The sequence below is a fragment of the Zhongshania marina genome (assembly GCF_002915595.1).
Classification (GTDB): Bacteria; Pseudomonadota; Gammaproteobacteria; order Pseudomonadales; family Spongiibacteraceae; genus Spongiibacter; species Spongiibacter marinus_B.
In genome coordinates, this window is record NZ_PQGG01000002.1 from 57,178 (window position 1) to 83,510 (window position 26,333).

Annotated in this window: 21 protein-coding genes; 10 read left to right on the forward strand and 11 right to left on the reverse strand. The window is 48.4% G+C overall.

Annotated features, from left to right (window positions below; genetic code table 11):
* Positions 1–185: 185 nt before the first annotated feature.
* The 5 genes from C0068_RS00330 to C0068_RS00350 all read left to right on the forward strand — a co-directional run bounded on the left by C0068_RS00330 (position 186) and on the right by C0068_RS00350 (position 5,314).
* Entirely contained in the window at positions 186–767 is a 582-nt protein-coding gene (locus C0068_RS00330) for a DUF3015 family protein (protein ID WP_233208695.1), read from the forward strand.
* Positions 768–855: 88 nt separating this feature from the next.
* Positions 856–2,715 carry an Lnb N-terminal periplasmic domain-containing protein gene (locus tag C0068_RS00335; protein ID WP_103682502.1) on the forward strand — a complete coding sequence of 620 codons (1,860 nt, stop codon included), beginning with the start codon at positions 856–858 and terminating at the stop codon, positions 2,713–2,715.
* Positions 2,681–3,118 (forward strand): hypothetical protein, encoded by a 438-nt coding sequence (locus tag C0068_RS00340; RefSeq protein WP_103682503.1) that lies wholly within the window; start codon positions 2,681–2,683, stop codon positions 3,116–3,118. The genes C0068_RS00335 and C0068_RS00340 overlap by 35 nt, the downstream gene beginning before the upstream one ends.
* Before the next feature lie 232 nt (positions 3,119–3,350).
* Positions 3,351–4,661, forward strand: a complete 1,311-nt coding sequence (locus C0068_RS00345; RefSeq protein ID WP_103682504.1) for a DEAD/DEAH box helicase — start codon at positions 3,351–3,353, stop codon at positions 4,659–4,661.
* Between the two features lie 158 nt (positions 4,662–4,819).
* A complete protein-coding gene (locus tag C0068_RS00350; RefSeq protein ID WP_103682505.1) occupies positions 4,820–5,314 on the forward strand; it encodes a TIGR00645 family protein in 495 nt (164 codons plus the stop codon).
* Positions 5,315–5,325: 11 nt separating this feature from the next.
* Here the strand turns inward: C0068_RS00350 and C0068_RS00355 are convergent, their stop codons facing one another.
* The 5 genes from C0068_RS00355 to C0068_RS00375 form a co-directional block, all read right to left on the reverse strand.
* A complete protein-coding gene (locus tag C0068_RS00355; RefSeq protein ID WP_103682506.1) occupies positions 5,326–5,844 on the reverse strand; it encodes an AAA family ATPase in 519 nt (172 codons plus the stop codon).
* Between the two features lie 60 nt (positions 5,845–5,904).
* A complete protein-coding gene (dbpA, locus tag C0068_RS00360; protein ID WP_103682507.1) occupies positions 5,905–7,293 on the reverse strand; it encodes an ATP-dependent RNA helicase DbpA in 1,389 nt (462 codons plus the stop codon).
* A gap of 166 nt (positions 7,294–7,459) precedes the next feature.
* Positions 7,460–7,666, reverse strand: coding sequence for a cold-shock protein (locus C0068_RS00365; protein WP_008251819.1), 207 nt, complete (start codon positions 7,664–7,666; stop codon positions 7,460–7,462).
* 249 nt (positions 7,667–7,915) lie between these two features.
* Positions 7,916–9,358 (reverse strand): sucrose phosphorylase, encoded by a 1,443-nt coding sequence (gene gtfA / locus C0068_RS00370; RefSeq protein ID WP_103682508.1) that lies wholly within the window; start codon positions 9,356–9,358, stop codon positions 7,916–7,918.
* A gap of 77 nt (positions 9,359–9,435) precedes the next feature.
* The gene (locus tag C0068_RS00375) at positions 9,436–10,446 is read right to left on the reverse strand and encodes a GlxA family transcriptional regulator (RefSeq protein WP_103682509.1); all 1,011 of its coding nucleotides are present in this window, start codon (positions 10,444–10,446) and stop codon (positions 9,436–9,438) included.
* A 192-nt stretch (positions 10,447–10,638) separates the two neighbouring features.
* Here C0068_RS00375 and C0068_RS19620 point away from each other — a divergent pair, with 192 nt between their 5' ends.
* Together C0068_RS19620 and C0068_RS00385 are read left to right on the forward strand one after the other, a co-directional pair.
* The gene (locus tag C0068_RS19620) at positions 10,639–10,827 is read left to right on the forward strand and encodes a hypothetical protein (RefSeq protein ID WP_103682510.1); all 189 of its coding nucleotides are present in this window, start codon (positions 10,639–10,641) and stop codon (positions 10,825–10,827) included.
* Between the two features lies 1 nt (position 10,828).
* Positions 10,829–11,230, forward strand: coding sequence for a hypothetical protein (locus C0068_RS00385; protein WP_103682511.1), 402 nt, complete (start codon positions 10,829–10,831; stop codon positions 11,228–11,230).
* Here the strand turns inward: C0068_RS00385 and C0068_RS00390 are convergent.
* Positions 11,199–12,236 carry an AraC family transcriptional regulator gene (locus tag C0068_RS00390; RefSeq protein WP_103682512.1) on the reverse strand — a complete coding sequence of 346 codons (1,038 nt, stop codon included), beginning with the start codon at positions 12,234–12,236 and terminating at the stop codon, positions 11,199–11,201. The two genes, C0068_RS00385 and C0068_RS00390, sit on opposite strands and share 32 nt — an antisense overlap.
* Positions 12,226–13,188: a GGDEF domain-containing protein gene (locus C0068_RS00395; protein WP_103682513.1), complete on the reverse strand. Its 963-nt coding sequence runs from the start codon at positions 13,186–13,188 to the stop codon at positions 12,226–12,228. Before C0068_RS00395 ends, C0068_RS00390 begins: the two co-directional genes overlap by 11 nt.
* Before the next feature lie 254 nt (positions 13,189–13,442).
* Here C0068_RS00395 and C0068_RS00400 point away from each other — a divergent pair, with 254 nt between their 5' ends.
* Together C0068_RS00400 and C0068_RS00405 are read left to right on the forward strand one after the other, a co-directional pair.
* Positions 13,443–15,656: a TonB-dependent receptor plug domain-containing protein gene (locus tag C0068_RS00400; RefSeq protein ID WP_103682514.1), complete on the forward strand. Its 2,214-nt coding sequence runs from the start codon at positions 13,443–13,445 to the stop codon at positions 15,654–15,656.
* Positions 15,657–15,728: 72 nt separating this feature from the next.
* Positions 15,729–17,282 (forward strand): phytase, encoded by a 1,554-nt coding sequence (locus tag C0068_RS00405; protein ID WP_103682515.1) that lies wholly within the window; start codon positions 15,729–15,731, stop codon positions 17,280–17,282.
* 109 nt (positions 17,283–17,391) lie between these two features.
* Here the strand turns inward: C0068_RS00405 and C0068_RS00410 are convergent, their stop codons facing one another.
* The 3 genes from C0068_RS00410 to roxB all read right to left on the reverse strand — a co-directional run bounded on the left by C0068_RS00410 (position 17,392) and on the right by roxB (position 23,285).
* Positions 17,392–18,633: a cytochrome P450 gene (locus tag C0068_RS00410; protein WP_103682516.1), complete on the reverse strand. Its 1,242-nt coding sequence runs from the start codon at positions 18,631–18,633 to the stop codon at positions 17,392–17,394.
* Between the two features lie 16 nt (positions 18,634–18,649).
* Positions 18,650–21,076: a TonB-dependent receptor gene (locus C0068_RS00415; protein ID WP_103682517.1), complete on the reverse strand. Its 2,427-nt coding sequence runs from the start codon at positions 21,074–21,076 to the stop codon at positions 18,650–18,652.
* A gap of 112 nt (positions 21,077–21,188) precedes the next feature.
* Positions 21,189–23,285 (reverse strand): rubber dioxygenase RoxB, encoded by a 2,097-nt coding sequence (roxB, locus tag C0068_RS00420; protein WP_103682518.1) that lies wholly within the window; start codon positions 23,283–23,285, stop codon positions 21,189–21,191.
* Positions 23,286–23,406: 121 nt separating this feature from the next.
* Here roxB and C0068_RS00425 point away from each other — a divergent pair, with 121 nt between their 5' ends.
* A complete protein-coding gene (locus C0068_RS00425; protein ID WP_103682519.1) occupies positions 23,407–24,045 on the forward strand; it encodes a TetR/AcrR family transcriptional regulator in 639 nt (212 codons plus the stop codon).
* A gap of 13 nt (positions 24,046–24,058) precedes the next feature.
* Here C0068_RS00425 and ggpS read toward each other — a convergent pair whose 3' ends face one another.
* Positions 24,059–26,332: a glucosylglycerol-phosphate synthase gene (gene ggpS, locus C0068_RS00430; RefSeq protein ID WP_103682520.1), complete on the reverse strand. Its 2,274-nt coding sequence runs from the start codon at positions 26,330–26,332 to the stop codon at positions 24,059–24,061.
* Position 26,333 lies beyond the last annotated feature (1 nt).

Genomic DNA, 26,333 nt, shown 5'->3' on the forward strand with positions numbered 1-26,333 from the left:
AAATGACTGGAAGCGTCATCAAAATAGCCATGCCATAAGGCCGGCGCCAAGCTTAAAAAGAGGATGATATCTGACCACCTCTGTCGAATAATTAAAAAACGTGGAAACCCACAACCCCACTATTGCACCACTTCGATTTAGAAGATTTAGCGGCGCCTAACACATCAACTTTAGCGAATAAATGCTTGACCACTGATAAAATATTACGCTTTAATCCATCAGGTAAAACGGAATTAACTAAAAAATCAAAACATAAAGGGAACAACGTGAATAAGACTATCCTAAGCTCTGCACTAACATCTATCTTACTAATTTCGTCCTCACTCACAGTCGCTCAAGACAAAGTAGCTGGTTCTGGCCCAAACCCATTTTCTGATTGTGGTATTGGTGCCGCTCTTTTTACCAAGACCAAATGGGCTGCAGTAAGCTCTAACATCATCTGGGATATAGGAATTACGGCAGTTACTTCAGCAACAGCTAGCCCAGAGACGTGCAGCGGTAAGACCATTGAAACTGCTCAATTAATTCACAGAACGTACGATGAATTACTTGAAGAGACAGCACGTGGAAACGGCTCACATCTGACCTCAATGTTAAACATGATGGGATGCGAAAATAGCAACCATGCAGCTGCAACCAGTGATATTCGTATCAAGTTATCCACTGAAATCACGAATCCAAATTACCAATTAAAAACCGCGCAAGAGAAATCTTCAGCATACTACGACGCGATGAATAGCGCAGTGACAGAAAACTGCGGCAGCTAAATACAAATACTCAAAGCACATCCCAAAATCAGTCCCTAGGTACTGCTGCACCTAGGGACTGGCTCTACAACTGAAAAAAGCCTGAGCTATGAATTCTAACTTGGCATTTGCAATTGCCTTTGTATTGCTTTGGCTGCCGTCATTTAGTCTTGGAACCACGGCAATACCCATTGAAACCGCATCAGAAAACATATTTAACGACAAAACATGGTTAAAGCTACTTCACTACCAACGCCATGCTGGAATGACTGATGAATATAAAAGCACAATCACCTCGCCACAGTTTTTCTTATCGGAGAAAGGTAGGGCTAGCCCAAAAGATGAGCTATTAGCCACATTACAGGCAATTTATTTGCCCGCAAATGATAATCCAAACTTGCACGCGCAATGTCGATTTAGAGCACGGTATTTATGGCTGAAAGACAAATACAATCTCAGTAGTGAACCAAAAATACACTGCTCAGATTATTTAAAATTTACAAGCAACGAAGGCATAAAGTCTCTTAGCTTAGTACTTGCTACAGGGTATCTCGGAAATCCGGCCTCATACTATGGTCACCTTCTAATAAAACTAAACACGAATGCGGATAGCTCACAGAACAGCCTTATTGAGCAATCCATTAACTATGGTGCAGTGTTACCGAGAAAAATCGCGCCAATACCCTATGTATTAAAAGGTCTATTTGGCGGTTTTCAAGGAAGCTTCACCAATATTCAATATTATTTCCATAATCACCAATATGGAGAGAATGAACTTCGTGATCTCTGGGAGTACGAACTTAAACTTCCGCAAAAGGATGTGAAACTGATTTCAGCACACACATGGGAATTACTAGGAATTAACTTCCAGTACTTTTTTATAAATAAAAACTGCGCATACCAAATGGCTGACCTTTTGACACTATCGGACAAGGTAGAAATCCCTGCTCTATATTCTATTTATGCCATACCCCAAGTATTACCCCAAAAATTAAACGAACTTGGTCTTGTACAAAAAGTCAAATATCACCCATCACGACAGTCACGATTCTATAGCACATACAGCAAGCTCAGCACCAAGGCAAAACTATTCTTAAAGAAATCCAGTGCGAATCCAGATATTCCAGGAAGCTTCACATACTCGAAACTCAACGCGGATGAACGTCGCAACTTAATTGATACAACGATTAATTATTACCAATTTCTGAAATTGAAAAATCACAACACTACTTTACCTACTGCTTACTATGACGCTCTTGCAGCCAGCCTAAATGAGCCCCCTGTAACTGCGGATAAGGAGCCGAGGGTCAAACTTGGACCAGAATCCGGTCGCAAGCCAAGTTCTATCAGGATTAGCGCCGTATCATCTTCAAATAACTTCGATGGAATAGGAATTAACATACGCCCAGCCTACTATGACACATTAGATGCTGACGCAGGTCATCGTCAAAACGGTCGCCTCGGCATGCTCGAAATCAATGCACGACTTACTAAAGATCGGCTAATTCTAAACTCCTTTGATTTATTCTCTATCGAAAGTAACGTCGAAACAGAAACAAACCTACCGGGAGATGGTGGGCTTTCTTGGAAATTAAGGGGAGGCTCTGAACGGCAAAACTTTACATGTGATAATTGTAGCGTCGCTAGAGTTCAAGGAGATATCGGAAAAAGCTACAAAATAAATAGCTATCATTTTATAAATGGATATATCGGCGGGGCGATACATGAAAATAAGAATGGACAAGGCCACTCGTTTGTTCGCGCGAGCATTACTGACACGCTAATTCTTAATAAATTTTCAGCCCGAATAGCTTTTGAACAAAGGTTACATGACAACAATCAACTCAAATCAGAACAAAGTTACGCGATAAGTGCTCGCTACCAAATTGATAAGAACATAGAATTTCGGACGGAATTCCGAAAGAACATAGCCTATGAATCAGAAATTGGATTCGGATGGTATTGGTAACCAAAATAGGATGAATATATTTATGAAGACAAAATATACTTTGCTCGCTTTGCTAATATCTTTAAGCGCTCAAGCTCAAGTGGAAACACACTTCGCAATACCTGCAAGTGTCTTAGACAAAAACAGTACCGGCATTTTTCGATCGTTCTGCGTGGAAACAAGACTCTTCGTCGCCTTCAACGGTAAAAGTGGCTTTTCGTCCGTAACAAATGTGAAAAATGGCAACAACACCCCAGTCTATTGTGAACACACTGAATTTGTAGTGCTTAGCGAAGAACAAGTCCCTGCCCTACCGCTAGACAAAAAGAGCTCTGGAATTGGCCGCATCCTTACGCTCGGGAATAATAAATTTATGTTGTACACGAGCCGCAGTGGCGCCAACGACCTAAGCCAGTTTTTCTGAAACTAGCCCATTACGAAAATAGTCGTACACGAGCATGGTGATTTTATAAATATCACATCGGGTACGGCCATTAACTTTACTATTCCTATGCCAGTTCTCAACTCCGGTATTCCGTCGCACTAACGGTAAGTGCTATAGCGAAAAATCGGCTTTTCCAGTAAGCTGCACGCCGCTGTCACCTTGGCTGCGACCATCACGCCGCGACACGCGACATTTTTGAGAAGATCTATTTATGAGTTTTACCTCCCTGGGCTTATCTGCCCCGATTTTGGCGGCCGTTGCCGAGCAAGGTTACGACACCCCATCCCCCATTCAAGCACAAGCCATACCCGCAGTATTAGAAGGCCGTGACGTTATGGCCGCCGCGCAAACCGGCACTGGCAAAACCGCTGGGTTTACACTGCCTATATTAGAATTGCTGTCCCGTGGCGAACGCGCACAAGCCAACCAAGCCCGCGTATTAATCCTCACCCCCACCCGCGAGTTAGCTGCCCAGGTTGGCGAAAGCGTTGCGACGTACGGCAAGCATCTGCCGCTTCGCTCCGCTGTGGTGTTTGGTGGCGTTAAGATAAACCCGCAAATGATTAAATTGCGCCGCGGTGTAGACGTACTGGTCGCCACCCCCGGCCGCTTATTAGATTTGTACAATCAAAACGCGGTCAAATTTAAGCAGCTAGAAATTCTCGTGTTGGACGAAGCTGACCGCATGCTCGACATGGGCTTTATCCATGACATTCGTAAAATTTTGGCGGTACTACCAAAGCAACGCCAAAACCTGATGTTCTCGGCGACCTTCTCCGGTGATATTCGCGAGCTTGCAAAAGGCATCGTAAACAATCCAGTTGAAATTTCTGTTAGCCCAGAAAACACCACCGCCAAAAGCGTAAGCCAGTGCATTTATCCGGTAGACAAAAGCCAGAAGCCTAGCCTGCTAACCCATTTAATTCACAGCAATGATTGGCAGCAGGTGCTTATTTTCTCTAAAACCAAGCACGGCGCTAATCGCCTTGCAGCGCATTTAGAAAAAGCCGGTATTGGCGCCGCTGCGATTCACGGTAATAAAAGCCAAGGCGCGCGAACTAAAGCCTTAGCTGATTTTAAAAGCGGCGCAGTTCGCGCCTTGGTTGCAACGGATATCGCGGCACGGGGCTTAGATATTGACCAACTGCCGCAGGTCGTTAATTTTGATTTGCCAAATGTGCCGGAAGACTATGTACACCGTATTGGTCGCACCGGTCGCGCTGGCGCTACCGGCAATGCGGTGTCATTGGTGTGTGCAGACGACTTTAAATTACTGGCGGATATTGAGCGCCTAATTCAAGAAATTCTGCCACGTGAAATATTAGCGGGTTTTGAGCCTAGCCATGCACTGCCAGAGTCGCGCTTAAACCAGCGCCCCGCCCGTAAGCCAAGACCAAAAAATCGCAGCGAACACCGCGACGGCCAGCGCCCCGCAGGTAATCCCGCCAACCGTAATAACAGAAGTGCACGACCTGGCGGAAACCGCAGCGCCAATACGGGACGAAGTGCTCCCAAGGCCTAAGCGATTACCGGCGCAACAATCATTTGCGATTGTTGCGCCTTATTTTTCCACCATGCCTCTAGCTATTTTAAAAATTTCACTCAAATACTTTGCCTTCCCTGTCCGCGCCACTAAAATGCCGAGCAGAAAATCTTCATGCCGCCACTAAGGTCTTTCACATGCTTGAAAAAGTTTTTGAACGTATTTTGTATTCAGCGCGCTGGCTGCTCGCCCCCATTTATCTTGGCCTCAGCTTTGCCCTCTTGGCACTCGCCATCAAGTTTTTCCAAGAACTATTTCATGTGCTACCGCATATATTTGAAACCTCAGAAATGGATTTGGTATTGCTGGTATTGTCGCTCATCGACATTTCGCTGGTGGGTGGCCTACTTGTGATGGTGATGTTTTCTGGCTATGAAAACTTCGTCTCGCAAATAGACTTAGATGACAACGATCACAAGCTAACGTGGCTGGGAAAACTCGACACCGGAAGCCTAAAGAACAAGGTTGCCGCGTCTATTGTTGCGATATCGTCTATTCACTTATTAAAAGTGTTTATGAACGCAGACAAAATCGATGATGGAAAACTCATGTGGTATGTGATCATCCACCTCACCTTTGTGGTCTCCGCCTTTGCAATGGGCATGCTAGACAAGCTCACTAGACACGATTAGGTCTAGCGCATTTATAGCTCAAGACTATCGAGATCGGTATTTTCAGTGAAGATAGTTTTACGCCCGTGAAAACCGGCGTAAAACTCACGGTGAGCGGCGTAGGAAAATTCATCTTCTCGGCTGCTGTACTGAGCAATCCATGCAATCAGCATTTCAAGATTGGCATCCTGCGCAGCCTTAGTGGGGTATTTATGTGGTTCCCAGGGGCGTGCCTTAGCATTGGCAATACACGCCTCCACCGGCAAGTCCATAAACACAATATGATCGGCGCTGGCACTGAGCAACTCCAATAAATCGGTATAACAGCCCTCTACCACCCATCCGCAATTATTCGCGGTATTGTCTTTAACAAAGTCTCGTAGCTCGGCGTCAACGGCCTCGAGAGGCGCTCGCTGTGGTGGCGAGCTTGGCAGCCAAGCTAGAGTATCTAAATCAAGATGAGCAAAACCTCGGCTCGCCGCTAATGCGCGTGCCAAGGTCGATTTTCCGGAACCTGAGTTACCAAATATAAGAATATGCTGAGACGGCATTATTTATATTTCCCCCATTAAAACGCCGCTCAAACGCCATCAAACCAATCGTTGATAGACCTAACCGCGAATCCGACGCACTCTAAAATTGCGGCCCTTCAATTTTCCTTCGGTGAGCTTTCGCAAACCATCTGCCGCGACATCATTGCGCACGGCAACATAGGCGGTATTATCAAAAACGTGGATTTTGCCCACATCTGTTCCCGCAATGCCATTTTCGCCCGTCAGCGCGCCGACAATGTCACCAGGACGAATTTTCTGTTTCTTGCCACCATCTATCTGCAGGCAGGCCATTGGTGGTCTGAAGGTCGGTTTGTCGAGATGATTAATATCCGGCAGCGCTTCCGGCACCACCTTATTACCGCGCATTTCTTCAATGCGGGCAATTTTCGCACTCTCGCGATCCGTGTAAAGGCTGCAGGCAATACCCTTACCACCGGCGCGGCCAGTACGACCAATACGGTGAATATGCACTTCGGCGTCGCGGGCAATATGGTAGTTAATCACTGCATCTAGGGCATCGATGTCCAAGCCCCGCGCGGCAACGTCGGTGGCCACCAATACCGATACGCTTTTATTCGCAAAGCGCACCAGAGTTTGGTCACGCATTTTTTGATCAAGATCACCGTGCAAAGCCTGCACGCTAAACCCCGCTTCGCGCAAATCATCACAGACTTGCTGGGTTTCATGGCGAGTATTACAAAAGATAACCGTCGAATCGGGGCGGTATCTAAGCAGCAGTAATTTCACCGCCACAATGCGCTGGGTATTATCAGCCACTTTAAAAAAGTGTTGGGCAATGCTGTTGTTGTCGTGGGTAGATTCTACTTTCACCAACAAGGGGCGCTGCATAATTCGGGTTGCGATGTCTTGAATCTCATCGGGGTACGTCGCACTAAATAGTAGGCTCTGCCGCTCTTTAGGAATATAGCCAATAATGGTGTCCAGTGAATCTTGGAAACCCATTTCCAGCATGCGATCTGCTTCGTCCAAAACCAAGGTATTCACATTGTCTAGTTTAAGCGTGCCTTTACGCACATGCTCTTCAATACGTCCCGGCGTGCCGACCACAATATGCGCGCCATGTTCTAGCGAGCCAATTTGTGGGCCAAATGGCATACCGCCACACAGGGTTAAAACTTTAATATTGTGGATAGTCCGCGCTAACTTACGCAGCTCCTTGGCAACTTGGTCCGCCAACTCTCGGGTCGGGCACAACACCAGAGACTGTACGCAGAAGCGTTTAACATCGAGCTTTTGCAACTGGGTTAAACCAAATACGGCAGTTTTCCCTGAGCCGGTTTTTCCCTGTGCAATCACGTCTTTGCCGTGCAGAGTGTGCGGCAGGGCCTTGGCCTGAATCGGGGTCATTTCGGTGTAACCCAAGGAATTCAGGTTGTCTAATAAAGCGGGATTTAAGGGAAGGGTAGAAAATTCTAGCTGGCTCACGGTGTTTTTCCTGTAATACCGCCAGATTTAATACGCGGCGGTGGCGCAAATACAAATAATGTTGCTGAAAAGAAAAAAGGGCAAGACCCGTAGGTCCTGCCCCTTTAGCATTCAATCCACAAGGGTTTGAAGCTGGCTGTAACCCGAAGGCCCAGCCCATAGCAAATTACAGTGCTACGATGTTCTCTGCTTGAGGACCTTTTTGTCCTTGAGTAACAGTGAACTGTACGCGCTGGCCTTCAACCAAAGTTTTGAAGCCTGAACCAGAGATAGCGCTGAAGTGAGCGAAAACGTCTGGGCCAGATTCTTGCTCGATGAAGCCAAAGCCTTTAGATTCGTTGAACCATTTTACTGTGCCAGTAGTAGTAGACATAATTTTATTCCTGAAATATTCAAAGGTAATTTTGACCTGAAATCAGATCGGTTAGGCTGGAAGTGATTCTATTACTTATGAAGTACAGGACGAAAACTACAGACAGGACTTCGAAATGGTGTACATAAATATAGGTCGAACTTTCTAGCTGCGACTGAGTATATAGACATTTCCGTGCTTGTCTACCCCTTATTACTACCAAATCCCAGTGTAAACCCCTTATAAATATGGGGTTTACACAAGGGGGCGTTAACATTGTAAGCGGCACTCCGCTAAAGACTCCTCATCAAGATAGCTTACCGTAGCGGTATTAAAATTGAGGTCAACAAACAGGTGGCAGTAAAACTCACCATGACGCCAGGCCATCGCCACACTGGAGTCATTGGAGTAACCCAGCTCAAAGTGCCCATCAAAGGCCGGATAATTACTCCTAAACCGCATAAGAGCCAGTAAACGCTGCACGATTGGCTGTTCAACCGCCTCGTCAACTTCCTCCATGCTGTAGAAATGGCGGTTAATATCGCGCAGTTCGCCAGTCGCCTCCATTAGCTCATTATCATTACAGCCGGCCAATAAGCCCACGTAGTAAACCTGTGGTATTCCGGGCGTGAAAAACTGGATCGCGCGGGCTGCCAAATAGGCATCGTCATTGCGCATTAGGGCGTCGTAGAAAGTGCAGGTTAATTGGTAGATGGCACCAACACTGTGAATATTGGCGGCGGAGCGGCGCAAAATGGGATCAGCACTGCGGCTCGATATATTGTCGATTAGGGCTCGAATCTTTTCTTCGGACAAGACTCCTTCCACATCGGGAATACAAATGCCGTCGTGGGTATCCAGTACCGTGACCATATTGCGCGGGCACATCCGCAGCCAATTTTTCAGATAAACGCTATTGGCGTCCAATAAAGAGAATAATAAGAGTGGCGGTAATGCAAAACCATAAGGATGCATATTGCGACGACTAATGGCGTACTGATAACTGCTATGGTCGTGCACCTCTGGCAACACCTCGGCACCGTGTAGCTGAGCAACCCCGTTGATCCAATCGAGATTGCGATACACGTCGGGCTCTACCAAAAAGCAGCTAGTACCAATGCGCTTGGTGGTGTACCCGAAGGCATCTAGCCGAAACAGCTTCACCCCACGCTGAGCCAAAAAGCCGATGTAATTTTCCATTAATTGGTAAGTAAGCTCAGACTCGTAATTTAAGTCTATTTGGTGCTCGGTAAAGGTGCACCACACGCGGCCAGTTCCGCCATCCGCAAAGTCGACCCGTCGAAACGGCTCCTTCTCTTTGCGGATATGAATCTTCGCCAAATCGTCAGCGCTTATCTCGCCAAACTTATCAACATGAACAAATAGGTCGGCATATTCGGACTCGTAGCCCTTGGCCACAAAGTCTTTAAACTCCTCCGACTCATCTGAAATATGGTTTACCGTAACATCACAGCAAAGATCGTATTTTGACGAGATACGCTCGATATCCTCCCAAGTACCGTACTCAGGATCGACTTCTTTGTGGGTCAGCGGCGAAAAACCCGCGTCGGCATTGGAGGGAAAAAACGGCAGAATATGCACACCACCGATCGCATCGGAAAAATGCCGCTCGATCACGGTGTGTAAATCTTTCAGGTTGTTACCAAGACGATTGGGATAACAAATCATCTGCACAGCATTGCGTAAGGCCATACGACGGCTCCGGTCTGTGAGTGATGCTTAACCATAACCACTGCTCACCACGCATGCAAACCGCAGGCGACGCTAAATCACCGTTTTATTTCATGTAGCTCCGGCGAACGGACAAATCGCTGCCGATATTCTCGCGGTGTCATTTGGCAATAACGCTTAAATAACCGCCTAAATGCACTTTCGTCTTGGTAGCCACAACGCTGCACAATTTCTGAAAAACGCAGCTGAGTGGTTTCTAATAATATTTTACTGCGCTCTATTCGCAACTTTTGAGTAAGGCCCTGAGGTGACTCACCAATGGCATTATTAAAACGGCGAATTAAGGTCCGCGGGCTCACCGCCACACTTGCCGCCAAATCCTCAATCTTAAAATCGCGCGCCAAATTTGCCCGAATCCACTGTTCAGATCTATTCACCACCTCATCGCTGCTATCGAACAAAGACAAAATGGCATACGGCGCCTGAGTTAGCCGCTGACTGTCCAACATCATGTATTTTGCCAGCAAACGCGCAAATGGCTTGCCGGCGTATTTCTCGATCACGCTCAAGCCAACATCTAAATAGGAACTAGACCCCGCCCCCGTAAGCACATTGCCCGAATACACACATACTGCATCCCGGTCTACCTGAATATTAGGGTAGCGACGCTGCATTTCACTTTGCAACCACCATGCCGTGGTCACACGGCCACCCTCTAACAAGCCCGCCTCCGCCACCGCATAGCTGCCACTACAATTGGTGGCAATAAGATCTAAATCCTTGCCATGCGCACTCAACCAATTAATCAGCGTTCGCCACTGCAGCAGATTCTCGCCAACGCTAGCGGCGTTAGGAATCATAAACGCGGGGCTAAACAGCGTATCGCCAGCGCCAATATCAGCAATACTGCCATCCACCTCCATACGACAGCCGTTTACGCACTCGATAGCTTCGCCGTCCATCGACACAAAACGCACATCAAACAAAGGCCCTGCACTCTTTGCCGTGTTTTTGGCGATCATATTCGCAACCATAAACAAATCACGATTGCCCACCAAACTGCTCGCCATCGCGCCATCAACAGCAAGAATAAATATCCGCCTACTCATACCGCCTCCATTATCACAACTTATTTAACACACTAAATGCCATATACGCCACATTAGCGATTAATTAGCGCAGCGCAAGGTAAATTCTCTCAATCGGCGTAAATAGCATTTTATATGTCATATAAGACACTGTAGCGACCCTTACGCTCCATCTAAACTAATTCCAAGTTAAAGCAGCAGGAGAACTTCCCAGTGAAAACACTGAATAGACGGCGTTTCTTAGCGAATCTTGGCATCGCCTTAAGCGCAGCTGGCCTCAGCGCGCTAGGTCTCAGCGCGTGCAGCACTATTCCTCCCCAGCCTTTCCATTTAGGCAAAGTGGTTAAGCCACCACTGGGCTGCCAAGAATTATTGGCTCGAGACCAACGTGGAGATTGCTGAGATGAGCGCACTTAAAAATGAACTGCAATATATTCACCACACCGTGAGCAAGCACTTTGTACAGGCCAATGACGAAGGCGAAAGCTGGGATATGCCACCAGAGGGTTATAACGGCCGCCAGTGGCTGCGGGACGATTGCGACGGTTTTTGCCTAGCCTGCCGTGTATTGTTACGAGAAAGGGGGATTCCAAGCAGACTCGTCTACTGCGAGCTAGGGCGCAGCGGCCACCTCGTCGTAGAGGTACAAGGCTGGATTTTAGACTTACGCCAAAGTGGTGTCGTCGCCAATACCCTACTCCCCAATTACCGATGGCTGAGAATATCCGGATACGAAGCAGGGGAACCCTGGCGAGAGATTGTTAATAGCGGCACTACTTTACAAGTGGCGGCATTAAATCATTAAAATTTGCTTTCATCAGACTCGGACTCAATCCCGTCCAGCGTTTGAATGCGCGCCGAAAATTACTGCTGTCATGAAAATTTAGGCGTGCGGCGGCGTCATCCACAGAGGTTCGTTTTAACAATAATTCAATCAGGGCTAACTCAAGTTGGTATTGATCCAACTGCTGCTGAAAGGATAAGCCGTGCTCACGCAGGCGACGCTTCAGCGTGGCTTGGCTAATACCAAGTTTTACTGAGCAGGCAGAAAGATCACTGTGTCCCCCACCCTCGCTAGCGAGTATTTTTTGCAAACGCTCGCTTAAATACGGCGCATTCGGCAACAAGGCCTTACAGTCGGCAATCGCAACTTGGCTACGCACACTATTCGATACAGATTCTTTTTCAGTGTCATCGACAAGCAGGCGCACACCATCAAATGGTGCTGAAAAACAGCAGCTGCCATTCAAATGCGCGATGAAATGCTCGCGGTGTTCACCGACGGACGATCGGAAAAAATAACGCGCCTCGCGCAGCCCAGAAAACCGCTTAATAATGCTGGCCAAGGTGGTTATTGCCGCTACCAAAGCCAGCCCATCGACACTGACAAACGCAGATGGCTTAAACATAATGAGTATTTCATTCGGCGCTGGCCTCACTAAGCGCATAGCCAAAGCCGGAGACAGCAACACCGAATAGTCACAGAGCAATGTTAAAACCGTCGACAGCTCAGAATAGCTATCCACCAGCGCACTTATCGGCCCTAAGCCATGTTGTAATAACTGATGACCTAACTGAAACGGAAAATCTGCACCTGGCCAAAGACGGTTGGCATTGCGCAGTAATTGCTGAAACTGAAGCAAACTAATATATCGCCCCGTAAACGGCAAATCACTCGCAAACAAAGCCGTATTGAGCAAAAGTTCATGGGTGTCTATTCCCCTAGCTGCGCACAAATCCAATATCGCAACCGGTTGCAACCATGCAGGAATAACTTTATCGCTAGCGACAAGATAGCAACTAGTCTTCATTGTCGATGCGCTTCATAGCCAAAATATCTGAGTTCGCGCGGGCCAACAATTCATCCGCATTTTCTCCGCTGTGCGATTCAACGACCGCCAAGCGCACTGCAATATCAAAACTGTCGCCAGTCTGATTATATAAAGCTAGCTGTATCGCTTCACTCAACAAACGCCCTAAAGCTCCTTGCAGTCCGGGTCGCTGGGGATTGTTTGCCATTACGGCAAAACGATCGCCACCGTAACGACACACCAATGCCCCCTCCGGCGCTGCCGCCACCAAGGTTGCGGCGACGCGATTTAGCACAGCATCACCGCAGGCAAAACCGTAATACCGATTCACCGCACTAAAATTATCTAAATCGATTAACCATAACGTCGCGGTTTTGGAATTCGACAGTGCTGCATCAAGCGCTCGACGACAATACGCACCGCTGTACAAATCCGTTACCGGATCGATATCACGATGGTCGCGAATACCGGCCTCTCTGCGTCTCTGCTGACGCGCCAATACCCGCTGCTCCTGACTTAAGGCCAATACCGCATAGGTTATTAGCAACACCGCCAATGGCGTTACTACCGATTCTAATGAGGCGCCCCAACCTGCCCCGCCCAAACGGATAAACTCGTCTAGCACATCAAGATAAAAGCCAAAGCCAAGGCAGCCAAAGCCTGCTAGCAAACACTGTGTCACCGGCCCCGGTGGCCGCCACTGTAATAAAAAATGCAGCCAACTTAGAGCCGCAATGACGACCAAACCTTCGCCACCCACGTCCAACCAGTCAATCTCGGCCCAGGTTTTTAACTCCCCACCTAAGGAAGCCGCCAAGGCAAATAGAGCGAATACCAAAGCCATCAGCCCGTATACCCGCCCATAGCGATAACGACTCGCGGAATGTAGCGCCGGCACCTTGCGATGCAGGGCGGGCCAGTCAGAAAAGCTCAGCGAATTTTGTTTTTTCATTCATTTATCCATTTAAGCGCAGGCCATATCGCCCGCAAACGCCCACTCACAGCGTGCAGAACCATCAAATTAGCCATTAGTGTACCCAGCAAAGGTTTCAGAAAAAGGTCATATCAGCTCAGCACCCCCGTAAACCCCGCCAATATCGCAAGATCCCGCCCTCCGTCAGAGCCGCTGTCAACGAACTGTCACACAGCATCTTTAACGTGCTCAGTCATTACGCAACTCAACACCTATTTGCAGAGGAATAGTTCATGAAGGCCACCACCCAACAGCGTTTTCAGCCACTAACAATGGCCGCCATTGCATTCGTACTTGGCAGCCCCAGCCTACTCGCCCAAGAGCAGGCGACGGCGAAAATGGAAAACGTACAGGTCATTGCAAAGCGCGTGGTAAAACGTAATCACGTGAATAGCCCTTCGCCAAAATTGGTGTACGACGCCGATTTCTTCCAACTCTTTGAACCGATTTCTGTTGGTGACATGCTCAAGCGGGTTCCCGGTGTTAGTTTTAATAGTGATGTTGGTGAATACGATCTTCCCCGCCTGCGCGGCTTAGATTCTCGCTACACTCAGGTGCTTATCAATGGCCGCCGCCTCCCAGGTGAAGAAAACAGCGGCGCGATTGCGGTAGATCGAATTCCCGCAGAGATGGTCGAAAAAATAGAAATCATCCGCAGCCCCAGCAGTGACATCAGCAGCCAAGGTATTGGTGGCACCCTAAATATTATTCTCAAGGACGGCGCCCGACACGAAGGCGGAATCTGGCGCGTAGGCGTTGTTAATATGGAAGAAAATCGCGGTAGCGGTTTTGTCGGTATGTCCGGTGTTAGCGATAAAATCGAATACGGTTTTTCAGTCAACATTCAAGAGCGCTACAACCCAAAGAGCAAGACCTCCAGCGAACAAGAGGAAGATGAGCGCGAAGACATTATTGAAAGTGATGTGCGCGACAGCCGCGATGTCGCCTTTGCTGCCGATGTTGCGTTTCAGTTAGGCGAGAAAAGTAAATTACGCCTAAATCTTCTGCACATTGATACCGAGCGTGAAGAAAAAGAAAATACTCGAGTCACCGCACTTGAACGCGCCGATAGTTCATCGCCATTCGCGATTGATGAAATTGCTCTAGAGAATCAGTTAGAAGACATCGACCAAAGCAACACCAGTCTCGGCATAGATTACGAACTTGCCACAGCCAGCGGCGAATTAAACGTCTACGCCAGCACGCATCAATTTAAGCAAGACAAACGCGAAACAAATTTTGAAGCAGACTTAGGGGACCCACTCGAATTAGACGCACAAGAATTAACTGATATCGACGACACCGAAGACCGCATTGGCTTTAGCTGGAAACGTGAATCAGCTAATAGTGAATCTAAGCTGGGCTTAGAATACGTCAGCAAAACCCGTGATTTTAATCTTAAGGCGTTGGATGACAACGGCGATCTTGATGAGGAAAATGACGAATTCGCCGATTTTAGCGTCGATGATAAAGGCTTTAACGCATTCGCCAGTAACAGCTGGAAACTGCGTGAAGATTTAGAATTAGAGCTCGGCCTGCGCGCAGAGTATCGCGACGTAGACATAGTCGGCAGAGACTTCGATGGCAATATTAGTCGCAGCAATAATGACAGCATCGACTACAACCCCTCAGCGCATATTCGCTGGCACCTAAACGAGAACGAGCAATTTCGCGCCAGTATTGCCCGCACCCTTCGCCGCCCACAGTTCGACCAACTCAATCCCGTCGAACTGACCATAGACGATGAGAAATTTCGTGGAAATAGCGATTTAGATCCAGAGAGCGCCATCGGTATCGACCTTGGCTACGATCACTTCATTGCCGACAGCGGTGTGATCGGCATTAACTTTTTCTATCGCGAAGTGGAGGATTTAATTGAGTATCGCCAAACCGACATTACCGTTGGCGGAACAGATTTTGAACTGCGTCAAGCAATCAACAATCGCAACACCGGCAAGGTTATGGGTGTTGAATTGGATTTCAGCGCGCCAATGACGCTAATAAACCTGCCATCTGCACAGGCGTTTTTCAATCTCACACTATTGGATTCTGAAGTTGAAGACGACTATTTTGAAGGTGTGAAAAGACGATTCAGCGGACAAGCAAAATATGTTTACAACCTAGGCTTTGAACACGAACTTGCAGCGCTACAAGCTAGCTACGGCCTCAGCTATCAAAAGCAAGGTGACAGCGAGGAATTTGAAGGTAATGAAATTAATCGCATACGCTACGACGGCAATTTAGAAGTATTTATTGAAAAGCGCTTTGATAATGGCAACTACGCGCTGCGTCTGTCTGGTCAAAATTTGCTAGACGCCGAAAAGAATGAGCTTATTCGCAAATACGATGACACCGCAGCACTGCGCGCTGGACAGTTCGAATCAACAGAGACCGAAATCGAACACACCTCGCCAGCTATTTTGCTCACACTGCGCGGTAGCTTTTAAGCAAGCCTATTCTGAATTGCAATGGCAGGCTGATTGAGCAGCCTGCGACATTTACTCTATTTTGGAATTTTTATGAATACATTTGGAAAATTTATACTCGCCGGCACGCTACTCGCTACTAGCGCCTGCTCCCAGCTAAGCAGCGTAAAAAACATCAATACAAATATGCTAAGTTTTAATAAGCAGCATATTTTTGACACTGACAAAACCATTTATAGCAGCCAAAACGAGATTGAAGCCGCCGCAAAATCCGGCGATTGGCTGATTTGGGTAGAAGACCCACGGCGTGAATTATGGATGGCCTCGCTAAGCTACAACGAGCTTGCTCCAAAAAAAATCGCCACCCTAGAGCATGGTGTAGACGGCCTTTGCGCTGCGCCGTTATCTGACTCTGCGTTAGACCTGTTTATTAGTGATGGTGATGGCGGCATGCACCACTACTGGCTGAATCCACAAAGCGGACAATTTCACTCTGTACGCAGCCTTACGATCAATCCCGATGTAGAACGCTGCCTACTGAATGAATCCTCATTAATCTATTTGGATCCATACCTAGGTGCGATGAGTATCGACCGCGACCCTGAAACCGATACGGTAATTCGCACCGCCAATATTACGGCTAACCGCGAACTTATCGGCCAGCTTTCAGCTGCAGCTGAATCCCAAATACTTGAATACGCTGTTTCCGCCCCGCGAGCGCCATTCCCACTGATTAGTGCCGATCTAGAAACTGACTCGGTTGACCGCGCCGGCGACGCTGCCGACGACCCTGCCATTATGATTTCTCATAAAGGCACATTGTGGATTGCTGGCACAGACAAGCAGCAAGGCCTTCGCGTGTACGACGCCCAAGGGAAGCAAATTCACTTTCTTAATCGCGGTCGCTTAAATAATGTCGATAGTCTTGCCTTAACGAGCGAGCGATTTTTACTCTCTGCTACCAATCGCACAAGCCACAGTATTGATTTATTTATTGCCGAGCCAGATAAGAATCGTATCGAGTTCATCTCTGCTATACCGCTGACTATGGATGACCCCTATGGTTTGTGCATGGCGAAAGACGCCAGCGGCAAAGTCGCCATTTTTGCCGGTGATTCAGAAGGTCTGGTGCAATACTGGCAGTTAAATAGCGATTATCTCGGCGGCAAAATGTTGTCGGAATACCGCTTTGATTCACAAACCGAAGGCTGTGTTTACAACACCCTAGATCACCACCTCTACGTTGGCCAAGAAGATAACGGTATTTGGAAAATCGATCCGAGTAATGGCAACAGAGAGCTAATCGAGGCGATAAGCCAAGGCAATCTTATTGCCGATGTTGAAGGATTAGATATTTACTACGGCGAACAAAGCTACTTAATCGCCTCTAGCCAGGGTGACGACAGCTATGTGGTTTACCAACTTGCCCCGTGGAAGATGCTAAGTAAATTTCGTATTGGCCCCAATACCGACAAGGGGCTAGACGGCGCATCGGAAACCGACGGCCTCGCGGTAAGCTCGCAAGCAATAGGCGCTTACCCCCAGGGCATATTAGTCGTACAAGATGGCCGGAACAGGAGCCCAGCGGCGAATCAAAATTTTAAACTTATTGACTGGCGTAAAGTTGAAAACTTACTAAAAAATTAGCTCGCGTCACGCTAATAAAAAAGCACATCAGCATTTGTTGATGTGCTTTTTTTACTTCGCCTTTTCACAGATCATTGCCTTGGCTAGCTAATACGGCACTCTGCGTAACTCAATCCTTAAATTTATATTTAATCGGCAGTGAATTTAAGCCACTCACAAAATGGCTGGGGATGTAAGTCGGTTCACCGTTAAACTCAATACCTTGCAACTGGGGTAGGAGCAAGCGGAAAAACGTTTCTATCTCCATTCTCGCTAAGTGCATACCCAGGCAGTTATGACGCCCGTGGCCAAAGGCCAGATGTTTGCTACCCTTACGGCTCACGTCAAACACCTCTGGTCGATCAATTGCCGAGGCATCGCGGTTCGCAGATTCAAAGAACATAGCAACGGTATCGCCCTTTTTAAGACTCACACCACTTAATTCAGTATCCGCAAGTACGGTGCGGGCAAAATGCTTAACTGGCGTTACCCAGCGAATGCATTCGTCTGCAGCTGTCGCGTATAGCGTCGGGTCATCAAGCAAGGCGTTACGCTGCTCAGGAAATTGAATAAGTGCCTGCAGGCCACCGGCAATACTGGCACTGGTCGTATCGTGCCCCGCAGTAGCGAGCAGTACGAAATAGGATGTAAGCGTAAAGGGGTCTATCAATTCGCCATTAAGTTTGGCATTGGCTAGCACACTGGCAATATCATCTTTTGGCGTGGCTCTGCGACCCTCAGCTAATGCAGTAAAGTAGTCTGCCATTGCCTGCACACATTCCATAAACACCGTCATCGCGTCTTTTTCTTCCGTCGCGAAACCTTCTGGCGCAAACAGCTGCTGGGTTAATTGCAGAATATGCGCTTCGTCTTGTTCTGGTATACCAATAAGCTGCAAAATAACTCGCAGCGGATACCAAAATGCAATGTCACTTGCAAAGTCGCACTCGCCGCCCTTGTCTTTCATACGCGTAATAAAACTTTCTGCTAGCTCCGCAACATGGCCGCGCATTTTGGCAATATTGGCGGGCATAAACCAATCACGGGTAATTTTACGCAGCGCCATATGTTGTTCACCGTCCATGTGAACAAGGGTTTTTACCCCCATAATATCGCCGAAGCGGGCCTGATTCATTTCTTCTAAGGCTTGTAAAATTAACACCGCGCGAGGCTCGGCACTAAACAACTCGGGTGTCGATTCTATATAGCGAATATCCTCATAGCGGCTAATCGCCCAGAATGGCCGAACATCGTCGGGTTCAATCAGGCAAATTGGCCTATGCTCTCGCAACTCCGCAAGCTTGGCGCTAATGTCTGCGGGCCTTGTATATGACATGGCGTCGCTAAGAATTGAGTCACTGATATTGCTCATAATTATTTCCTTTGAACTACAAATTCGCTTTTATGCTTAAGCCTAATTGCCGTGGCTCGTTTAAGTAAGCGTTAAAGGACCCCTTCTGCACCGGCATAGCAAAATAGATGGTTCGGTAGCTCACATCGCTACAGTTTTTACAGAAAAAACTAACATCAATTTCTTTGTCACCAAAGTAACGCAATCCAAACGATAAGTCCCACAAAGTATACGGTCCTTGGGTGGGTTCATCTGGCGTGTCTGGACTGGCCCAATGCTCACCGCTATAAGAAGCAGAGATACGTCCATAACCACCCAGCGTCGGAGTAATTGGCTGCTCGTAGGTGGCAATGGCAACCGCTGATAGATCTGGTGCCCTCGGTGTTTGGCGACCATCTAAGTGACGCACCGCTTCCGGCGCATCACCTAAGTCTGAAAACTCGGCCTCTAACCACGTAACACTCAACTCGGTACGCAGACGATCGGTGACCTGCACGGTATTTTCAATCTCAATACCACGGGAGGTCGCTTCACCGGTATTTTGAGTGAAGAAGTTAAATCCATTAAAAAAGTTAATCTGCAAATTTTCGTAAAGGGTATCGAAAACTGCAATATTCGTTTGCGCGCGATTATCCCAATAGCGCGTTTTTAAACCTAGCTCCCAGCTCGTTGCGTACTCGGGGTCGTAGGTGGTGTTTTGCAGGTTTGCGGCTTCTTGAAACAAATTTACCGCACCGGCTTTATAGCCCTTACTAAAGGTGACATAGCCCATAATGTCGTCATTGAATTCGTATTGACCCGACACCGTACTGGTCAAAACGCTGCTTGAATACTTGTCATAAAAGCTCGGAGAATTATAAATAGTGTTTAAATCCAGCGCGTTTCTCGGCGTGCTTAAATCTCCTGTTGGCGCTGCCCCAACCAAACCAGAGGCAACAATCAGCTGTGCTAATTCTGAGTTATACCAGTAAATTTGATCGTAGCCACCGTCTTTGCGGTCTTGGCTATAGCGCATGCCGGCAACCAAGGTAAAGCCGTTATCAAAGTGGGTTTGGGTGTGAATAAACGCGGCCGCGCTGCTTGCATCTTGATAGTAGTGATCTTCAATAATTCGCTCACCCGCCGTCGCTGGAAATAGATCAAAGGACTGAATACCCAACGGTGCGCCTATCATGCTCAGCAATGCAGTACATCCCAGCGACATGCCCGGTGGTCTACATACTGGCGCGGTATTTACATTCAAACCGAGCAGCTCAGTAATCGCCTTGGTGGTGAGGAAACTTGCGTAATTATTCGAATCAGTATCTGAAACAAAGCTGCGATCACTTTCATAAGTCTCATGGGAATAATACAAACCAGCAACCACGTCTACCGGGCCAACCGAGGTGCTAAAGTTTAATTCCTGCGACCAAAAATCGATTTTACTGGGCTCGTTAAGTACCAATATATGGGCGGGACCGAAGTCAGCATCGCCATTGCGCTGCTCATCTTTAAACTGTCGCACACCGGTTACCGAGCTGATATCGACACTCTCTAAGGCCCAGTTAAGCTTCCAACTTACACCGATATCCTCGCGAAATTCCTGCGAACGGGCATTGTTATTAGAAAGACGCTGGTCTTCAGCAATATCATCGGTATAAAAATCAAGGCCACGTAGGTTTGCATAGTAAGTCAAATCGTCAGTAAGCGGCCCACTAACAACCTGCACACTACCCCAGCAACAAGCAGCGTCGGATTTGGCGTAATCCAAAATAAGCCAAGACTCCAAATTATCACTTAATTCAGCAAGCCACTGGAATTTTCCGCTAAGGCGATCTGTTTGATTATAGGTGCGATCATCCTGCTGACGACTGCGATAGAAGCCATCCTGACGGTTGCTGACAAGGGATAACCGAATCGCGTTATTATCGTCCAAGGGCATATTAAATGCCGTAGAGAAATACTGCTTATTGTAGCTACCTACAACAATCTCTGAGCTATTACTAAACTCATCAAAGTTTGGTTTCATACTGCTTAAGGACAAAGCCCCCGCCACGGTATTCTTACCAAACAGCGTTCCCTGTGGTCCGCGCAATAACTCTAGGCCGCCTATGTCGTTCATGTCTTGCAAGGCCATTGCCGAACGCGAACGATAAACCCCGTCTACAAATACCCCAACGGCGCCTTCAAAGGTTCGGCCATTGCCGACGGTGCCAATACCACGAATTTTCAAACTGGAATTTTGCGAGCTTTGACCGGTATCAAAACTAATACTTGGGTTGACGTCGGTAAGGTCTGATGCGTCAAACACGCCGGCAGAGCGCATATCCTCTGCAGACATTGCGGTAATCGCAATTGGTACTTCCTGAGCACTTTGGCTACGCTTTTGGGCCGTGACTACGACCTCTTCTAATTCGGCAGATATGACTGGCATGGCATTCAACGCCAATACCATCGCTACAATTCTCTGTGCTCGAAAGCCCATTGTGACGTCCTCTTCTCATTCGGCGACTGCAATATTTGCGCATTATTATTCGTTAAAGCAGGCAGCCTAAGATAGTTAATAGCTGCCTGAATCCGCTTGTAGACGCCAGTCCTTATAAGGTTTTTAAATACTCTATAATTGCGCGCCGCTCGGCGTCAGTCAGCACGCTGGTAAATTCGTGGCCGCTATTTCCCTGGCTATAAAGCTTGGTGTTATAAATTTTCCGCTCTTCAATTTGCTGGTTCGTGGCGATAGGCACATTGATCAAATTCCACGCCAAACCACCATTCCCCCACAGCACTGACAATGCGTCCTGTAGGCTTGCGCCATTTGGATCAAGTGGATTGCAATCTATACCAGGTGTGACCACCCCAATAAGCGGTATAGGTAAACCCGAGCCGCATTCCACCGTGTCGTAACGCCAGCCAATTTTTTCTGCGTCATATCCAGTCTTTAAGCTGTAGTCAAAGCCCATCACGACCTTACCGGCTAAATCTGCTGGTGCATCAATAGAGCGACGACGCCATATTGCCGGCCGCGTGGCTGGATTTAAGACGCTTTCAATATCTGGTACCGAACCATTGTGAAAATACGGCGCAGTTGCCCACACCCCATAGAGTGGCGGCGCTAAATAGCCTAAGTCGCGATCTCCGCGTAGCGACTCATCAGCCCAGTCACCACACAGAGAAACACCATCGTCATTAAAGGGGCCATCTGAATAGGCAAACCAGTTGTTTCTCGAATACTCTGCGACCCGCTGAGAGTTGCCGTTTAAGCGCGCTGGATCGGTATTGATAATATCGATAGGGGTAATATATGCCGCTATACCTTCCAACAAGGGCGAATCTAAGTAAGCACTGTCATTTACATAACGGGGCGAATACGCACCGTGGCAGCTTGCACAAGAGCCATTGCCCCCCTCAGGACGCGCTACCGGATTATTCAAACTCGGTGCCCACAGGTCTTTCGCGTGGAACAACACTGCCCCCGCCTCAGCTAAATTTGTGTCAACCTCACCCAAGGCCGAGGCAGGCCAAACCGGCGATTTTAATGAGCTTATCCACGCGTCACCATCTTGCTGATTGTCTAATACCCACTGCTTTGCCGCCTCAATGTCATTGAAGAAATCAGGAAAATGGAATGACAATTCAATGCGTTTGGAATCGACAACCTGACCGCCGTCATAAAACTTGGCGGTACGACTTCCCACATTCCACCAAACCGGTGGATCTTCGGTGCCGGTTGAGGGCTCGCCCTGTATGGTGAGGTAAGACGGAATAGTTTCGTAATCGGCGAGGGTCAAGACCCCAAAAAGCTGAAAGTTGGTGATATTGCCGGTACCACGCACTTTATTCTGCGAAATAATCGCCAATGCGGCTTGCTGAGGTGCAAGGCGCGTCAGCTCAGAAAACATCACCGTAATATCACTCAAGCTATTGGTGCCATACATCGGCCCCATACCCTCGGCCTCATCGGCCAGCCCGACCGCACCGCCATGACAAATACTGCAGGTCACATTGAGCTGCCCTGTCCACGTTCCATCTGCTTTACGAAGCTGAGTTATACCCATTGGTAGCTGGCCACTGCCGCCATTATTTGCGTTCGGGTCTTCACCAGGCAAAGGGTAGGGATTGCGAACCGTCGACAAGGGCATTCCCCAACGCTGAGCAACTAGCTCGTCGTACTGCGCGGGGCGCTCACTCAAGCCCCACACAGACTTCCACATTTCAGCGTAGGCATCTGCAGGAAAGGAGTAAATCGACTCACTGGCATCGCCAGAAAAGAAACTCGCTGCGCCCGGCCGACCTTCAGCCGCAACCAATGCCAAACCGCGCTCTTCACGCTGACGCAGCTCACCGCAATTTGCGGGTTGATTATCGTCTTGGCAGGTTTGCCACCAGGCATTCATCAACACCGCTTTATTTTCGTTTATCCCCGGCACCACCATTTCACGGGGGTCGTCTGGAACCGGCGTGCTATCGGGTTTATTTTCACAGTAATCGTGCCAGTAATGCCCGCCGCGCCGACTTACCAGTAGTTCCTGCGAGACGGGGTTTGAACCAGAATCCACCCCGCCATTGCTGCCGCCACCATTATTGCCGCCATCTGTTAGTGGTGGTGGCTGCGTAGGGGGATTGCTTGATGAGCCGCCGCAGGCACTCAAAATCAACACGGAACTTGCCGTGATAAGAAATAGGAATTTTTTCATTGCTAGGCGGCCTCTCAGCATTTTTATTGTTATTTTGTCTTTTATAAAATTAATGTACTTTTGTATGTTTTAGTAATTTGTACATTTGTATGTTATCTAAGTCAAGTGCTATGATTCTGTCATGACAGAAATTACCGCTATCTCCTCATCCACCCCCGCCGCGAGATCACCGCAACAAGCCCGTGGTCGCCAGCGTTTTGAACGCATACTCGAAGCAGCCGAAGAACAGCTCATTCAACGCGGTTTGAGCGACTTTTCTATTCCCGAGCTGGCATCGTCATTAACATGCACACGAACCAGCATCTACCATTTTTTTCCAACGCCATACGCCATTCTCAATGAGCTAACGCGTCGGCACTTAATTACGCTGGAAGAAGAAGTAGAAAAGTTGAGCTACACAATAGAAGGGAAACCGTGGCAACAGGTTATTAGTGAGGTCGCCGATATCGTGGCCGATTACTACAACCAGCACCAAGCCGCCCGCATACTCATATTGGGCAGCGTGGCCAGCCACGAAAGTCATCAGGCTTTGCACCTGACTATTTCGCATATTGGTCACCACGTAGATACCTTGATGCGAACTATCGGCGTGATCTTACCTAGCGACAACCCCGACGCGAAAGCACTGGTCGTCGAGCTCGGCACCGCCTGCTTGCGGCTTTCGTATTTTTTACACGGCGAAATCACCCCCGCCTATCGGCGTGAGTGCGCAGTTGCGATGATCGCCTACTTAGAACGCATTATTCAGCAAGAAGAATAAGCCCTTATAAAGACTAGGCCACTTTGCAGGGCAGCTCGCTTAATAATGATTTTTCGCTGTGCCGACACGCACCCACCGCGCTCATAAATTCACCTCCCCACACATTGATGTCGTTGTGCTTAACAATGTCATAGGCTTCACGCATTCGGCTGCGCGCCTCGTCGCGATTAAGGGTTAATGCTAAATAGCAGGTTTTCACTAATTCACTTCGGTCGTGAGGGTTTGCCAAAATTGGGCCACGCAACTCTGCCGCCGCGCCAGCAAATTCCGACAATACCAGTACACCCGAGCCATCGGTCATCCCCTGGGTCGCAATATATTCTTTGGCAACCAGATTCAGACCGTCCCGCAGCGGCGTAATCCACATCACATCCGCCATGCTGTAATAGGCTACCAATTCAGCAAAGGGCAAGCTGCGGAAGAAGAACTGCAGCGGTGTCCAGCCCACCTTGGCAAAACGGCCATTGATTCGCCCTACCGCCTGCTCAATTTGATTTTGTAGGTCACGATATATCGTCATTTCGCTGGCGGCGGGTACACAAACCATCATCAGCGTGACTTTGTCGTGCAAATCTGGGTACTCATCCAATAAGCGCTCATAGGCCTCAAGCTGCTCGATAATGCCTTTGGTGTAATCTAACCTGCCCACCGACAAAATCATTCGGGTGCCGTGCAGCTCTCGCCTAAGTTCTTCCATACGCCGCTGCACCTTTACATCCTTTAAGGCTTTTTCTACCCGTTTTAAATCCAGCCCGACCGGATGGGCGCCTAAGCAAATATGGCGCTCATTCACTTTAATCTCAGTGCTCATTTCATCCAGCCCTACCGCACAGCCATAAGTGAAAAAACGCGGTGCACAGTTCATTTTTGCTGTGACTTCCAAAGGGGTTACGCCTCGGGCCACGTCAACAAAATTTTCTGACTGGCGGGGAATATGAAAGCCGATGTAATCGCACTGCAAAAGACTACCAATGATGTCTCGGCGCCAAGGAATAACATTGAACACATCCGCCGAGGGGAAGTAGGTGTGGTGGAAAAATGCAATAACAACGTCTGGGCGCAACTCGCGCAAATACGCGGGCACCATCCACAAATTGTAGTCGTGTATCCAAACCGTGGCGCCTTCAGCGGCTTCCGCTGCGGCTGCCTCTGCAAATCGCCGGTTCACGTCGAGAAACACTTCCCAGTGATCTTCTCTAAACGTCGCCCGCTCCCAAAAGGTATGCAAGGTTGGCCAAAAGGCTTCTTTAGAAAACTTTTTATAAAAAATATCTACATCGCTTTTGCTCAGAGCCACCCGCGACGCGACAAGATTGGGGTACTGCGCTGTATCGACTTCGGTGTGGGTTTCAAACTTGCCATCGCCCAGTTCGTGAACAGACCACGCCACCCATGAGCCAGCGCGGCCATCAGCAAAAAAGCTCATTAGCGTCGGAATGATGCCATTGGGAGACGTTGGCTTGCGGCGAATAGTCTGACCATTTTCGCGGAACTCTTCGTAGGGAAGCCGGTGATACACAATCACCAGATCAGACTTTCCCGGCACCGCTACATCGCGCTGCTCTGCCTCCATGCCCGCCATGCCCAAAAAGCCAAAGTGCTCAAATGCCTGCAGAATGCCGCCGCAGCCCGGCTGATCAGCGTGATAAACCCGCGCGCGATTCTCTGTCTCGCTCAGTAATGCTGGCTCAGAGTCACCCACGCAAACCCCGATAAAACCATGCTCGTACATAGAGAGGTCATTTAAAGTATCACCGGCGACCAAGACATCCTCATCACTAATACCAAGCACCTCCACCAAGCCTCGTAGCGTAGAGCCCTTATTCACGCCCTTGGGCAAAATATCCAAATACAAATTAGCCGAATACAGAAGATCGCAATCTAATTCACGCACAGCATCGGCAAGCTCGCTGCTAATAGCATCTGCATCGCAAAAGAAAGAAAAGCGCCGCTCCTGTGGAACGTCTTGTCGCTGCAGATTAGGGATGTGTGCCACCGCCTGCTCAACCACGTGTTCACCGGGCCAACGCTTATCAATATCGCCCTGCAGCGGTTGAATTGCTTGCTGAGTATGGCCATCAACGACGGTGCAGCCCACATCGCAAATAATATAGTCAGGCTCAGGAATAGTCGGATCTGCGAGTAAGGGTAGCACCGACTCCAGTCCTCGACCGGTGACAAAGGCCAGTTTGATTTCAGGGTGTGCCGCAATCAACTGATAGAGTTTAAGGCGCTGCTCGGTATCGCCCGCGAGAAATGTGCCGTCTAAATCTGTTGCTAAAAGCATG